16 protein-coding genes are annotated in these 15,075 nt (G+C 41.9%); 1 reads left to right on the top strand and 15 read right to left on the bottom strand.

The window, feature by feature from the left end:
• Positions 1-2 precede the first annotated feature (2 nt).
• Positions 3-1,658, bottom strand: a complete 1,656-nt coding sequence (locus CSV63_RS00835; RefSeq protein WP_099694125.1) for a DAK2 domain-containing protein — start codon at positions 1,656-1,658, stop codon at positions 3-5.
• An 18-nt stretch (positions 1,659-1,676) separates the two neighbouring features.
• On the bottom strand, positions 1,677-2,039 hold the full coding sequence (locus CSV63_RS00830) for an Asp23/Gls24 family envelope stress response protein (protein WP_099630885.1): 363 nt from the start codon (positions 2,037-2,039) through the stop codon (positions 1,677-1,679).
• A gap of 214 nt (positions 2,040-2,253) precedes the next feature.
• Here CSV63_RS00830 and rpmB point away from each other — a divergent pair, with 214 nt between their 5' ends.
• Positions 2,254-2,442 (top strand): 50S ribosomal protein L28, encoded by a 189-nt coding sequence (rpmB, locus tag CSV63_RS00825; protein ID WP_029052334.1) that lies wholly within the window; start codon positions 2,254-2,256, stop codon positions 2,440-2,442.
• Positions 2,443-2,548: 106 nt separating this feature from the next.
• On the opposite strand, the gene spoVM is transcribed toward rpmB, so the two are convergent.
• From spoVM to gmk, 13 genes are all read right to left on the bottom strand, one after another.
• Positions 2,549-2,710, bottom strand: coding sequence for a stage V sporulation protein SpoVM (gene spoVM, locus CSV63_RS00820; RefSeq protein WP_099626352.1), 162 nt, complete (start codon positions 2,708-2,710; stop codon positions 2,549-2,551).
• 15 nt (positions 2,711-2,725) lie between these two features.
• Positions 2,726-3,379: a thiamine diphosphokinase gene (locus CSV63_RS00815; protein ID WP_099694124.1), complete on the bottom strand. Its 654-nt coding sequence runs from the start codon at positions 3,377-3,379 to the stop codon at positions 2,726-2,728.
• On the bottom strand, positions 3,376-4,044 hold the full coding sequence (rpe, locus tag CSV63_RS00810) for a ribulose-phosphate 3-epimerase (protein WP_099694123.1): 669 nt from the start codon (positions 4,042-4,044) through the stop codon (positions 3,376-3,378). Before rpe ends, CSV63_RS00815 begins: the two co-directional genes overlap by 4 nt.
• 2 nt (positions 4,045-4,046) lie before the next feature.
• Positions 4,047-4,928 carry a ribosome small subunit-dependent GTPase A gene (gene rsgA, locus CSV63_RS00805; RefSeq protein WP_099694122.1) on the bottom strand — a complete coding sequence of 294 codons (882 nt, stop codon included), beginning with the start codon at positions 4,926-4,928 and terminating at the stop codon, positions 4,047-4,049.
• A gap of 12 nt (positions 4,929-4,940) precedes the next feature.
• On the bottom strand, positions 4,941-6,935 hold the full coding sequence (pknB, locus tag CSV63_RS00800) for a Stk1 family PASTA domain-containing Ser/Thr kinase (protein ID WP_099694121.1): 1,995 nt from the start codon (positions 6,933-6,935) through the stop codon (positions 4,941-4,943).
• Positions 6,932-7,690 carry a Stp1/IreP family PP2C-type Ser/Thr phosphatase gene (locus CSV63_RS00795; protein ID WP_099694120.1) on the bottom strand — a complete coding sequence of 253 codons (759 nt, stop codon included), beginning with the start codon at positions 7,688-7,690 and terminating at the stop codon, positions 6,932-6,934. Before CSV63_RS00795 ends, pknB begins: the two co-directional genes overlap by 4 nt.
• A 28-nt stretch (positions 7,691-7,718) precedes the next feature.
• Complete coding sequence (gene rsmB, locus CSV63_RS00790) at positions 7,719-9,059, bottom strand: 16S rRNA (cytosine(967)-C(5))-methyltransferase RsmB (RefSeq protein ID WP_099694119.1); 1,341 nt, start codon at positions 9,057-9,059, stop codon at positions 7,719-7,721.
• The gene (fmt, locus tag CSV63_RS00785; protein WP_099694118.1) at positions 9,056-9,994 is read right to left on the bottom strand and encodes a methionyl-tRNA formyltransferase; all 939 of its coding nucleotides are present in this window, start codon (positions 9,992-9,994) and stop codon (positions 9,056-9,058) included. Before fmt ends, rsmB begins: the two co-directional genes overlap by 4 nt.
• Entirely contained in the window at positions 9,991-10,482 is a 492-nt protein-coding gene (def, locus tag CSV63_RS00780; RefSeq protein ID WP_099694117.1) for a peptide deformylase, read from the bottom strand. Before def ends, fmt begins: the two co-directional genes overlap by 4 nt.
• A 29-nt stretch (positions 10,483-10,511) precedes the next feature.
• Complete coding sequence (priA, locus tag CSV63_RS00775; RefSeq protein WP_099694116.1) at positions 10,512-12,920, bottom strand: primosomal protein N'; 2,409 nt, start codon at positions 12,918-12,920, stop codon at positions 10,512-10,514.
• A complete protein-coding gene (coaBC, locus tag CSV63_RS00770) occupies positions 12,910-14,130 on the bottom strand; it encodes a bifunctional phosphopantothenoylcysteine decarboxylase/phosphopantothenate--cysteine ligase CoaBC (protein ID WP_099635924.1) in 1,221 nt (406 codons plus the stop codon). Before coaBC ends, priA begins: the two co-directional genes overlap by 11 nt.
• Before the next feature lie 77 nt (positions 14,131-14,207).
• Positions 14,208-14,432 carry a DNA-directed RNA polymerase subunit omega gene (gene rpoZ / locus CSV63_RS00765; protein ID WP_099635923.1) on the bottom strand — a complete coding sequence of 75 codons (225 nt, stop codon included), beginning with the start codon at positions 14,430-14,432 and terminating at the stop codon, positions 14,208-14,210.
• 3 nt (positions 14,433-14,435) lie between these two features.
• Entirely contained in the window at positions 14,436-15,053 is a 618-nt protein-coding gene (gmk, locus tag CSV63_RS00760) for a guanylate kinase (protein WP_085133192.1), read from the bottom strand.
• Positions 15,054-15,075: the final 22 nt, after the last annotated feature.

The following is a 15,075-nucleotide window of genomic DNA, read 5'->3' as shown; positions in this document are numbered from 1 at the left end:
ATTTATTCAACAGAGATAATATATGGATAGAGCGGCTGTTTTCCAGCGTACACTTCTATATCCACATGCTCAAATTGTTCTTCGATATAGCTACTGATCATTTCTGCTTCTTCATGCGTCACATCTTCACCATAAATAATTGTGACAATCTCATCCACTTCATCGATCATGGAAGAAATGAGGTTCTTCGTTACATCTTCTAATGAAGAATTAGAGCTAGTGATTTTCCCTTGTGCGATTCCCATGAAGTCATCCTTATGAATCGTTACACCATCAATCGATGTGTCACGAACAGCATAAGTGACCTGACCAGTTTTAATAGTAGAAGCCGCTTGTAACATTGCTTTCGCGTTCTTCTCAACTGAAGCTTCGGGGTTGAATGCCAAAATAGCCGCCAAGCCTTCCGGAACAGATTTCGTTGCCACAACTGCCGCTTCAATTTCCAACACTTCAGCCGCTTGTTCAGCCGCCATAATGATATTTTTATTATTTGGCAAGATCAATACGCGTTCTGCACCGATTTCCTGAATCGCTTTGACGATATCTTCCGTAGATGGATTCATCGTCTGACCGCCCTCAATCACGGCAGATGCTCCAATACTTTTCAGTAGTTCTGCGATACCTTCACCCATAGAAACCGTCACAATTGCGTATTTATGCTGAACCGGCTTTGTTGTTGATACTTGATCCCGACTCATAATATCACTGTGTTGCTCACGCATATTATCGATCTTCATCTTCGTCAATGAACCATATTTCTGTCCATAAGATAAAGCATCTCCAGGTTCTTCAGTGTGAATATGTACTTTTACTACTTCATCATCTGAAATGACGAGCAGTGAGTCACCTAGTTCGCTCAAGTCTTGACGGAATGTTGCCTCGTCAAATGGTTTGTCGAGCAACTTACCCGAATCCAATTTGACCATGAATTCCGTACAGTAGCCGAACTCGATGTCTTCTGAGTTCATGAAACCTTGTATACTGCGGTGATGCTCTTTCATCACTAGGTCATCCATTGAATGCATAACTACCTTCTCAGGTAAATCCTCACCTTTTAGGCATGCCAAAAATCCTTCATATACATATACGAGACCTTGTCCACCACTGTCTACTACTCCTACCTCTTTTAGAACTGGCAGTAGATCAGGCGTCCGTTTCAGCGATTCCTTGGCCTCTTCTACAATAATTTCTAGTAACGCTGTTAAATCCGCTGACACTTCTATATGCTCAACAGCAGCCTTTGCTGCATCTTTAGCGACTGTCAAAATGGTTCCTTCTACAGGTTTCATAACCGCTTTATAAGCTGTATCTACACCATATTTAAGTGCTTCCGCAAATTGTTTTACGTTTACTTCTGCTTCATTCTCAATTTGCTTGCTGAATCCTCTGAATAGCTGGGATAAAATCACTCCAGAATTCCCACGGGCACCCATTAGCAATCCTTTTGAAAATGCCTGTGCCGTCAAGCCAATATGTTGTTGCGCATTTCTTTCTGTTTCTTTCGCACCGGATGTCATGGATAAATTCATATTCGTTCCCGTATCACCGTCTGGCACCGGGAATACATTTAAAGAATCCACATAATCCGCATTTTGATGAAGATGATGCGCACCCATTTCTACCATCTTCGCAAATTGCAATCCATTGATTGAAGTCATTGACTTAAAGGCCTCCTTTTACACGTTCGTCACACGAACTCCCTGAACAAAAATATTGATTGAACTTACTGATAAACCTAACGTGGTTTTCACTATATATTGCACTTTAGATTGTACTTGATAGGCCACTTCAGTAATTTTCGTGCCATAGCTCATGATGACGTAGATATCGATATGGAATGCATCTCCCTCGTTACGAACAATCACGCCACGAGAATAGTTTTCTTTGCGAAGAATTTCTGTAAGCCCATCGCGAATTTGGTGCTGAGAAGCCATCCCCACAATTCCATAACATTCGACCGCAGCCTCTCCGACCACTTGCGCAATTACATCATTTGTAATATCTATCGTACCATGCTCATTTCTCAGTTCGATTGACATTCCTCTTCTCCTCCCATCTCTAGACACATCATACGTACATTATACGGGAATTCATCAGGAATGAAAGTATTGAAACCGTTAAAATATAGTGTAAAGGAAAAAACCTTGAAAGTATCAAAAAAAATTGTTGCATCGATACGTAGCTTATGATAAAGTACTATGGTATGCGAATTGTAACGTGAATCGCTAAATAAATTCACGAGGAGGAACTAAAATGGCTAAACAATGTGTTATTACTGGACGTAAAGCTCGTTCTGGAAACACTCGTTCTCACGCTTTGAACTCTAGCAAGCGCACTTGGGGCGCTAACCTTCAAAAAGTTAGAATCCTAATCGATGGCAAACCTAAACGCGTTTGGGTATCTGCAAGAGCTTTGAAATCAGGCAAAGTACAACGAGTATAATAATCTAAAGCTGAAAGCGCCTGGGTAGCCTCGACAGATGTTGGAGGAATTGCCATAAAGGCGCTTTTTTGCCTTACTAAAAAAGAAAAAAACACAAAGCACCTTCTTAGGCGCTTTGTGATTTTTCTTTTTTGCGTTTTTTTGTCTTGGCGGCTTTTGGATTGGCAGCAACGGTTGTTTTCGTACGGCTGTCCTTTTGGAAAGCTACTGCGCACTTTCTTACAATGTTACTGACAAACTTCGGAAGCGTGAATGTGTATACTCGCAAATCCCCCAACTCCTTTCAGGAATCTGAACTCCTTACCATTAAGCATATGCCTTCACGGAAAGATATAGTACAAACATCCGCCACTGTTTCATTACTTGTAAAACGTGTTACACCCATTTCTAATCGTTCATTCACCGTTTCATATTTGAATCCTGTCAACGTCAACCCTGTCACGACGGGGCCAAACGAGAAAAAGGAAGTGTATGGATAGCGCGCGTCTTTCTTTACACGTCTCACGCCAGGAAGCATGACACGGATATCATTCGTCGTATTGTGTATCTTGAATTTCACTTTACGATTTTCCGCTTGCATACGATACAATAAATGCAATGCAGACTGTAAGTGATCCAAGCGACCACCCGTCACGCCAGTCAAAATAATATAATCAGGTTCATATGCAAGCGCTCGCTGTACAGCCAGTTCTGTGTCTGTCTCATCTTTGTCTTCATTCGCACGATGGACAATTTCTACGTTCGAGTTAATTTGTTTTAACTGTTCGTCCGTCACAGAATCGAAGTCACCAACTGCTTCATTGGGCTGAATGCCTTTTTCCAATAAATACAACGCACCGCGATCTACACCGATGTACACAGTATCTTCTTGAATATATTCATCTAGATCAACTACTTCCTCTATAGGACCTGCTGCACACACGATAGCATATTTCATTTCGCCATCACACTCTCACCTGCCGACTTAATAGCTTGGAGTGCTTTTGCCCGGTCTTCTTTACCATAGATTGCTGAACCTGCAACAAAAATAGTCGCACCCGCTTCCACACAAGGTTTGATTGTTTCTTCGTTGATCCCCCCATCAATCTCGATTTCGATGGAAAGATTTCGTTCTTTGATAATATCAGAGAGTTGCTTCACTTTTGGTAAGACGGAATGGATAAACGACTGCCCACCAAAACCTGGATTGACTGTCATAAACAATACCATATCAATTTCTTCAAGGACATGCAGGATTTGCTCAATCGGTGTATGAGGATTCAATACAACGCCTGGTTTCGCACCTGTCGATTTAATCAATTGTAGTGTTCTATGCAAGTGAGGGCATGCTTCTACGTGTACAGTAATATAATCTGCACCCGCCGTCGCAAAATCCTCGATATAAGCATCCGGATTTTCAATCATCAAATGAACATCAAGCGGTAACTCCGTCAATGGACGCAACGCTTCGACGACAATGGGACCCATCGTAATATTTGGCACAAAATGTCCGTCCATTACATCGATGTGAATTAGTTCGGCTCCTGCTTTTTCTACTTCGTTCACTTCTTCACCAAGTTTAGCAAAGTCTGCGGCTAAAATAGATGGTGCAATTTTTATCATAATCAATACCTCGGCTTTCTATCGGTAATTTCTTGCAAGAACAGTAAGTAATTTTCGTAGCGACCTTCCAAAATGATTCCTTCTTCAACTTGTGCTTTAACTGCACAACCCGGTTCTTTGACATGAAGACATCCTCTAAATTTACAACCTTCACCCGCTTCTGAGATTTCCACAAAATAATCCCGCAGTTCTTCTTTTTCGATATGTTCGAAATCGAGAGAACTAAACCCAGGTGTATCGGCTACTAAGCCATCTGCCACTTCCAATAACTCTACATGGCGTGTAGTGTGTTTCCCCCGTCCAAGCGCATCGGAGATCACACCGGTTTTTAGTTGTAATTCAGGTAATAACGTATTTAATAACGTGGATTTGCCCACTCCGGACTGACCTGCTAGTACAGTAGTTTTACCACTAACATACGGGCGAAGTGTTTCGAGTAATGAATGCTTATTCTCCACATTACGCAAAACAGTGTAACCGATATGTTGATAATACGCGAGATTTTTTTCATTTTCTTCTAGTGTATTAGGGTTGGCAAGATCTTCTTTAGAAATATACAAAATGGGTTCTAATTGATGTGATTCAATGACTGTCAAGAAACGATCGAGTAAACGAAGACTCATATTGGGTTCCACGACTGAAAAGACCAATAACACTTGATCTACATTGGCAATGGGCGGTCTGACTAACTCGCTTTTCCTCTCATGGACATCTGTAATCGTCGCATCATTGGCTCCGTCAGGTACATACGTAACGAAGTCTCCTACCAAGGGATTAATTTTCTTTAATCGAAAAACGCCCCGGCTTTTACATTGAATTAAATTCCCTTTATGTTCTACGTAATAAAAGCCACTGATTGCTTTACGAATTTGGCCTTCAGCCATCGAACTCCTCCTCTATTCTAAATCTGTATAGTTGAATTTATCCTCTTCAATCACCGTTTGATCACGCATGATTTTATATCCACCGCGCTCGCCTTCAAGAAGTTCGATTGTAATCTTGCGTGTCGTATCATCTGTAATCTCAAATTCCTCGACAGGATCATTCATCGTGTGTGTGCGGTCCTGTATATAAATCTGGACTTTCTGAGGAACGGGCTCCAATTGGGGTTTCGAGTCTGTTTCTGAATCTATTTCCCCTTCATCATCTTCATCTGTTGATTCTTCAGGAGAGTCATACGGGATCATTACGGTCTTCACCAACAATTTAATCGGCTTGGATGCAGGCCCTTTCGAAACTACGACATCCACCCGTTCCCCTTTCTCCATTTTTTCTCCTTTGGAAGGTTTCTGAGAAACGACATATCCTTTATCCACTTTATCTGAATGTTCCTCACTGACAATGTGAATCTTTAGGCCAGATTTCTTCGCGTAGTCTTCTAGTTGTTTTGCAGACATACCCGATAAATCATCAAGAGATTGTAACTCTTTGCCTTTACTTACCGTGAAGATTAACTCTGTTTCCTCGGGAATAACAGACTGATCTGCTTCAGGTTGCTGGCTAAGAATTGTTCCTTTTGGCTCATCCGAATAGACTTCCACTGATTCAATAGGTAAAAATCCATAGCCATCTAAAAAGCGTTTAGTCGCTTCAAAGTTCCGGCCCGTGTAATCACTAAGTACCATAGGATCTTTCCCGGCACTAATAAATAATTTCACACCGTCTCCCTCTTTACGTTTCTTTCCCGCCTGAGGTACTGTTTTAATGACTTGCCCCACCGTGAATTCGTCGGACGTCTCTTCAAAACGTTCATCTATAACAAAGCCCTCTTTTTCGAGTATCTCTGTCGCAACAAGCTCTTCTTCGCCTACTACTTCAGGTACGACAATCTCTTTTGGTTTCATCATCATAACCAAAATGAATGCCAGTAACGCAAGTAGCAGAATACTACTCACTACTACATACGGCCACTTCTTCTTTTTCTTTTTCACAGGTACTACTGATTCGGGTTTTACAGGATCTATTTTCATTGTATCTGCCACAACAGCGGATTTCGCAACGTCTTTAATAACAGGAATAGCCATTGTCTTGTCATCATCAAACGGCAAGGCAAATTTGCTTTCATTCAATCGTTCCGGAGATAAAACAGTTAGTAAATCATCATACATGTCATCTGCAGTCGTGTAGCGATAGAATGAATCTTTAGCTGTTGCCTTTAAAATGACGTTTTCTACACTTTGAGGTATTTCAGGATACTGCTCACGGACGGATGGTGTTTCTTCTTGCAGATGCTTTAACGCAATCGCTACCGCTGTCTCCGCTGAAAACGGCAACTCCCCTGTCAGTAATTCATAAAATACAATACCGAGTGAATAGATATCTGATCGTTTCGTAGCCATACCGCCTCTGGCTTGTTCAGGAGACAGATAATGGACAGTTCCAATAACAGAGTTTGTCTTCGTATGTGCCGTTGAATTTAAAGCCATGGCAATTCCAAAGTCTGTTATTTTTACGTCATCTTCACCGTTCATCAAAATATTTTGAGGTTTAATATCACGATGAATAATACCGTTATGATGAGCGTGTGAGATGGCAGATACAAGCTGCTTCATAATAGACACAGCATGGTCAGCCGATAATGCACCATGGGTATGGATATAGTCTTTTAGTGTTTTGCCGGCTATGTATTCCATCACTAAGTAATGGAGTTCGTCTTCTTGACCGACATCGAAAATATTTACAATATTGGGGTGTGTCAGGCTCGTAGCAGAAAGTGCTTCGCGCTGAAACCGTTTTTTTAATTCATCTTCATTGGAAAAATCATAATGCAATACCTTGATCGCTACATCGCGGTCGAGAATGATATCATGCGCCATGTAAACTCTGGACATACCTCCGTCACCGATCACCCGAATAATTTCGTATCGCTTACCGATTCGTTTTCCAATCATACCGGGGTCACCTCAATTTCGGGTATAGCCAGCAAGATTACTGTAATATTGTCTTCCCCACCACGCTGGTTCGCCAAGGCAATGAACTCATCTGCTTTGTCTGCTAAAGAACTTTGCTTCGACATAATATCGAGCATAGTTTCCTTTTCGATTTTATTGCTTAAACCATCTGTACAAAGTAATACATACGACTGCGACAATAACGAAAATTTGTAGCGATCAGGTACAATAGATTTCTCTGAACCGACCGCTTTCATAATCCAATTCCGTTGCGGATGGACTTCGGCTTCTTGTTCCGTAATTTCTCCGCTATCGATCAACACATTAACAAAAGAATGGTCCTTTGTTATTTGGCGAATCGCTTTGCCTGTCACTTGATATATTCGGCTGTCGCCCACATGAAAAACTACACAGTGATCATCCAACAGTAGTGCAAGGTCTAGCGTAGTTCCCATGCCTTTATACGTAGCATCTGCTTGGGCAGTTGTATACAATAACTGGTTAATATCGACTACCGCATCATACAACAAGTCAATCCAATCCTGCTCCGTTACGACTTCTTCGTCAGCGGACATGAATCGCTCGCCTATCATACGCACTGCTGTGGAACTGGCGTAATCTCCGCCTTTATGACCGCCCATTCCGTCAGCAATGACTGCAAGTACTGTCTGCCTTTCAGGATGAACGAATACGGCGGCTTCATCTTCATTGACAGTTCGCTTTCGTCCTGTATCTGACCGTATTTCATATTCCATAGGCTACCCTCCCTTCCACTTGGTCTGACTAGTTTATTCGTTGTAACGTCGCTACAAAGAAACCGTCAGTTTGATGGTCGTGCGGTAATATTTGCAAATATCGAGGCTCATTGTCATCTTCCTGAATATGGTGCGGGACGAGTGCAAAGTCTGGCTGCTCTCTCAGGAACCATTCCACTATCTCTTCGTTTTCTGACTTATCAATCGTGCATGTACTGTATACTAAGAGACCGTCTTTTTTGACCAACTGACAAGCAACTTCAAGTAGTTCTTTTTGAATGACTGTCAGATTTTCAATATCTTGTAAAGTTTTTTTATATTTAATTTCAGGCTTTCTGCGAATAACCCCTAGCCCGCTACACGGCGCATCCACTAACACCCGGTCGAAAGATTGAGGTTCATAAGTTTTCAATAACTCTCGGCTATCTCCACTATTTGTATGAATGGAAGTCAACCCGAGACGCTCTGCATTTTGTTCAATTAATCGTAATTTATGGGGGTGCAGATCATGAGCTTGAATTTCCCCATCGTTTTTCATACGTTCTGCAATATGTGTGGTCTTACCACCGGGAGCTGCACACATGTCCAATACACGCATACCTGGCTCCACTTGTAATGCGATAGCCGGAAGCATAGAACTCTCGTCTTGAATGGTCAGCAAACCTTGTTTGAACACTTCTGTGGAAGCGAGGTTACCTGACTCTACTTGGATACTGCTGTCAGAAAGAGTACCAGCTATTGCAGTGATCCCTTCTTTTTTCAGCAAGCCGATAACTTCACCTATATTGGTTTTCGTTCTATTGATTCGAGCAGTCGTGATGGGTGGCTGATTATTGACAACTGCCGCAGCGGTAGCTTCTTCCATGCCGTATTGCTCAATCCATCTTCGGATCAACCATTCAGGGTGACTTGTCTCTATAGATAAACGAGTAACAGGGTCTTCTATTTCATCTAAAGAAGGTACGCCTTCACGCAAAATCGAGCGCAGTATACCATTGACCATGGATGAAACACCTTTGTGTCCACGCTTATTCGCAATCTTCACTGCTTCATTGACAACGGCGTGCTCAGGAATTTTAGATAAGTAAATGATTTGATAAACGGACAGACGAAGTAACTGTCGTACCCATGGTTGTAGTTTCCCTCTAACAAATGGGGCTAAATAATAATCCAAAGTCATTTGTTGTTGTAATGTACCGTAAGTTAATTCCGTCAATAACGCACGGTCTTTTGGTTGAAGATCATAAATTTCAATCGTTTTATGAAGCAATAAATTACTATACGCTTGCTCTTCTTCAATTTGCATCAACATGGATAATGCCGCGTCACGTACGTTACCGCGCCAAATTTTCTTTTTATAATTTGTCATTCAAACCTGTCTCCCACTTGCCATTTGGATCCGATTCCATTTAAGAATACGGTAGCTGTCATTCGTTTTTTTCCTGCTGGTTGTAAATCGGTAATTGCTAATGCTCCTTCACCTGTCTGCACAATAATACGGTCCTTTTCCAAACCGATGATTTCTCCAGGTTGTGCATCTGAAACTAGTTCTTCCAACTGGGTCCACCAAATTTTCACTTGATCACCAGCAAAATTTGTATAGGCGACAGGCCAAGGGTGCAACCCCCGTACTTGGTTATAGATGGATCTAGCTGAACTTGTCCAATCAATTCGTTCCTGTTCTCTCGAGATGTTTCTAGCAAACGTTACTTGCGTCTCATCCTGTACTATACGTTCGTTCGTGCCTTCAATGATCGATGGTAATGTTTCTTTTAATAATGTTGTTCCTGCTACAGACAGTTTTGCAAACATCGTTCCCGTATCATCTGTTTCATCAATCGGAGTGGTAACTTGTGAAATGATATCACCTGCATCCAGTTTCTCCGCCATGTACATGATCGTGACACCCGTTTCCTTTTGGCCATCGATAACAGCCTGATGAATCGGTGCGCCTCCACGATAGTTAGGTAATAAAGAAGCATGGACATTTATACAACCGAGTTTAGGCGCCTCGAGAAGATCATTCGGAAGCAATTGACCGAATGCAGCGGTTATTATTAAATCAGGTTGTAGTTCGAGGATTTCTTGCAACTCTACGGAGCCTTTTAGCTTCTCAGGCTGAATGATAGGAAGTCCTAAACGCACTGCTTCTTCCTTTACAGGGGGTGGAGTCAACACGCGCTTACGACCAACCGGACGATCTGGTTGTGTCACGACGGCAAGAATCTCATATCCTTCATTATATAGCATCTTCAGAACACCTACAGAAAATTCAGGCGTCCCCATAAAAATGATTTTTGTCATTCGTCATCCTCCTCTTCATCTTCGAATTCAGATGGATCGACGACACGTTGAATCTTCTTATCAAATAGAACGCCGTTCAAATGATCGATCTCATGTAAGATTGCACGCGCTTCATAGCCTTCTGCTTCTAATTCATATAACTTACCGCTACGTTCTTGTGCTTCAATCCTAACGTGGAAAGGGCGCTCTACTTCTCCGAACAATCCAGGGAAACTTAAGCATCCTTCCACTTCTACTTCAGATCCACCAGTTGCTGTGACGACAGGATTGATCATTTCGATAATATCTTGTCCTTCATCGAAGTCTACTATTGCCACACGAATCGATTTACCAACTTGTGGAGCAGCTATACCCACACCGTCATGTTCCATCATCGTTTCATGCATATTATCTAGTAAGATACCCAATTCATCATCAAATACAGTCACTTCCTCACATGGAGTCGTGAGAATAGATGATGGGTGCTTAACAATATTTAATATAGTCAAAATTATTTCCTCATTTCTTCGTAGCAAGGTCAAAAGATCGATGTTGGTTCACGGTTAATCGACATGGCCAAGCCATCTTTTGCCCAACTTGTTTTGTAGTGTTTCAAAAGTTGTTGCAGAACCGGTATAAGTGCGGGTTCCCGTTTGTATTTTATCAAACTTTGGTACCGATATCTATTGTTGAGACGACTGATAGCAGCTGCTGTCGGTCCAATGATGACTGTACCTTGTGATAGTCGCTCCGCCATAAATTCAGTGCCTTTGTGTGCATAGTCAGCTGCTTTTAATACATCTTCATGACTAAACTGTACAACCGTCACGTAATAGTACGGTGGATAACCCAGTTGTCTTCTTCTATCCATTTCCATTTCGTAAAAAGGTACATAATCTTGTGTTTTGGATAATTCAATCGCGTAGTGCTCAGGGTCATATGTCTGAATGACCACTTCACCAGGTAATTGATCACGACCGGCTCTACCACTCACCTGTGTCAATAATTGGAATGTTTTCTCGGCAGCGCGGAAATCGGCCAAATGGAGCGATGTGTCAGCTGCCAATACGCCTACTAAAGTTATTCGCGGAAAATCGAGTCCTTTAGCTATCATTTGTGTTCCAAGTAAAATATCTGCTTTTCCTTCACCAAAATCATATAGCAAACGTTCATGGGCGCCTTTTGTATTCGTCGTATCAATATCCATCCGAATTACGCGGGCTTCAGGTACCAATTTATATAATTCTTCTTGCGCTTTTTGGGTTCCAGTTCCAAAGAATCGAATATGCTCGCTTGTACATTCCGGACATTCGGAAGGTACTCGTTCTTCATGGCCACAATAATGGCATTTTAAACTTTCACTGGCACGATGGTATGTCAATGAAATATCACAGTTTGGACATTCGACAACTGTTCCACAATCACGGCAGAGAACGAAGCTCGAAAACCCACGTTTATTAAGTAGCAGGACAATTTGTTCTTTCCTTGCTAATCGTTCGCGAATCCCTTCAGCAAGCGCTACAGAAAACATTGAACGGTTTCCTACTTTTAGTTCTTCTCGCATATCTACCACTTCAACACTTGGCAAAGACTGGTTATTGGCTCGTTTGGATAATGTTAATAATGAATACACCCCTTTGGAAGCTCTAGCATATGACTCCAATGACGGTGTCGCACTACCTAATATAACAGGACATTGATAGTATTCAGCACGCCAAATCGCTACATCACGTGCATGATATCTGGGTGACTCTTCTTGTTTATAGGTAGTCTCGTGTTCTTCATCGAGAATTAGTAATCCTAAATTCGTGAAGGGAGCAAATACCGCTGAACGTGCACCAATTGCAACTTTCACTTCACCACGATGGATTCGGCGCCATTCATCATACTTTTCACCCGCAGATAAACCGCTATGCAAAACCGCAACTAATTCCCCAAACCGCCCTTTAAATCTAGCCGTCATTTGAGGCGTCAATGCGATCTCAGGCACTAGCACAATTGCTTCTTTCCCTTGCTTCAACACGTGATCAATAGCCTGTAAATAAACTTCTGTCTTACCGCTTCCTGTAATACCATGAAGTAAAAAGGTTTCCTGAATGTTGTTGTCACTCGACTGTTCAATAGCGGAAAGAGCTACTTGCTGTTCGTCTGTTAGTTGTTCCGGCTTGCCACTATCTTGCATTTTGGGTGTTTCTAATTCTCGGTACACTTCCACTTGTGATTGTTCCACTATCTTTTTATCTACAAGTGATTTCAACACAGTAGCGGTAACGCCGGATTCATTGAGGATTTTACTCGCTTCTATTGATTCTGTCGGATGCTGCAACAGCCAACTAAGTAGTTCTTGTTGTTTTTTTGCATTTGGATGTACTTCTTCTAACGCCATTTCAAGTTGCTTCGCATCCGGCACATGAATCATTCGCACTTTTTTCATTTTGGTTTTCTGTTTGATTGCCGTATCAATTTCGACAATCCCTAGTTCATTATATTTCTTTACTTCATTTAATAAATTCGCATCTTGAAGTGCCTTTAAGGTGACTTGTTTGCGATTGCCTAAAAACGCGCGGAATGATTCATCAAGCTCATCTGGTTTGATCACAGTCATAATCTTTTCATATTTGGCACGCATAGCTGCAGGTAGCATGACTTGCAGTGCATCGATTTCATAGGCGATCGTTTCCGTTGCCAACCACTTCGACAAAGCTAATAATTCCGCAGACAGCACTGGCTCTAAATCTATAATCTCCGCAAGCGGTTTAATTTTATTTGGGTCTAGTTCGCTTTCTTCTTTGATCCCCGTTACATAGCCTGCTACTTTTCGTGGACCAAAAGGTACTTTTACTCGTAAACCTGGCTCCATCACATGTTCCCAATCAATAGGTACTACATAATCAAATGGCCGGTCAATCGGGTAGGCCGCTACATCTACAATAACTTCAGCGATCATGCAGTTTACTACTTTCATGCTGAAGAATGGTTTCAAATAACCGTTCGGCCAGTTGAGTTTTTGGCATGGCGGCAAAAGGAATAGTTTCTCCTTCTCTAGAAATCAATGTCACAACATTTGTTTCACTACCAAAACCGCCACCAGGATCCGTGACATCGTTGACGATAATATAATCTAGATTTTTAGATTCTAATTTTTTCTGTCCGTAGGCAATCGCATCCGTCGTTTCAGCTGCAAAGCCAATTAGTAATTGATTTTCTTTGCGCTTCCCAAGTGTTTTTAGGATGTCGGTCGTCCGCTCTAATTCAAGTACATCATCGCCATCTTTTTTCTTCATTTTTTGATCATGTATGTTTTTCGGTCGATAATCTGCAACAGCTGCTGATTTTACTACAATGGACGCATCATCATACTGACTGATTACAGCATCGAACATTTCAGCAGCACTTTCTACATGGATCACATCGACACCTGATGGAACCGATAGCTCGACCGGTCCTGAAATGAGTACTGTATGTGCACCTAGCTTTTGTGCTGCCTCTGCCATTGCGTAGCCCATTTTGCCACTTGAAAAATTAGATACATAGCGGACAGGATCTATACGTTCACGAGTTGGACCAGCTGTAATCACAACTTTTTTACCACGTAAAGGTTGGTAAGATGCTTCATTGAAATGCTTGCAAATTAACTCCGTAATTTTTTCGGGTTCTTCCAATCGACCCTTACCTACATAACCGCAAGCTAAAAAGCCTTCTGACGGTTCGATAAACTGATAGCCATCCCTATGCAATTGATCAATATTACGCATGACAGCGGGATGGGCATACATATGTACATTCATTGCAGGCGCAATCCAAACGTCTGCTTGTGTTGCAAGTAAAATAGTCGTCACCATATCATCTGCAATTCCGTGTGCAAGCTTGCCAATTACATTAGCTGTAGCAGGCGCAACGACCACTAAATCTGCCCAGTCTGCTAAATCAATGTGCGCAATGACACGGGAATCTTTTTCATCAAATGTATCAAAGTACACATCATTGCGTGACATTACTTGAAAGGATAGGGGTTGAACAAATTCTTTCGCGGAATCAGTCATCACGACTTTTACATTCGCGCCTGCTTGACTTAATTTGCTGACGAGTGCAACAGCTTTATAAACCGCAATCCCACCTGTTACGCAGAGTAAAATGTTTTTATTATCTATCTTCATGGAACCCTCGTCCTTTCTAAAAATAATAAACTCCCTGAGAACGGTTGAATTCTAAGGGAGTTGTTTTTTATTTCAAATCAAACTTCATCATCATAAATAATTGATTCATCTGCTGCTACGTTGATTAAGACGCCCGCTGCCACTTCTTCAAGAGCCCTACCAACACTTTTTACTGAACGGTATGAATGAAGTGATTCGTCCTGTTTTTCTTGTAGTTCACGTGCACGCTTTGCTGCCAGTGTAACCAGAGTGTATTTTGAATCAACTTTTCCTTTTAGTGAATCAACTGATGGATATAACATAGTTTATTCTCCCTCCAACATTTGTAAGTATCTCTTTTCCACACGTTCTCTTCTACAATGCTCTGCCGTGACGATTGCATTGATTCGATCACATGCTTTGGAGACCTCGTCGTTCTCTACTACATAATCGTAAAGATGCATCATTTCGAGTTCTTCTCTTGCTTTTAATACACGGTCTGCAATAATGTCAGATGCTTCCGTACCTCTCCCAATCAAACGAGTTTCTAGATCACTTAAACTTGGAGGTGCCAAGAAAATAAATAAGCCGTTTGGTACTTTTTCACGTACTTGGGCTGCACCGACTACTTCAATTTCAAGGAATACGTCACGGCCAGCGTCGAGCGTTGCGTTAACGTAATCGAGTGGAGTTCCGTAGTAGTTCCCTACATATTCCGCATATTCGAGAAGCTTTCCTTCTCCGATCATTTCTTCAAATACTTCTTTTGATCGGAAGAAGTAGTCAACGCCGTCCACTTCGCCTTCGCGCGGGTTTCTGGTAGTCATGGATATGGAGTATTCGTAGTTGGTGTCCGGACTTGAAAATAGTTCTTTTCGTACGGTTCCTTTTCCGACGCCGGATGGACCAGAAAGGACGATTAGGAGTCCTCGATGTTTGTACATGTAATCCCTCTTTGTTATGTAT

The sequence above is a fragment of the Sporosarcina sp. P34 genome, from assembly GCF_002743375.1.
In the GTDB taxonomy this organism is placed as follows: Bacteria; Bacillota; Bacilli; order Bacillales_A; family Planococcaceae; genus Sporosarcina.
The sequence above is the reverse complement of the archived record's forward strand: the minus strand, read 5'-3'. Positions and strand labels throughout refer to the sequence as shown.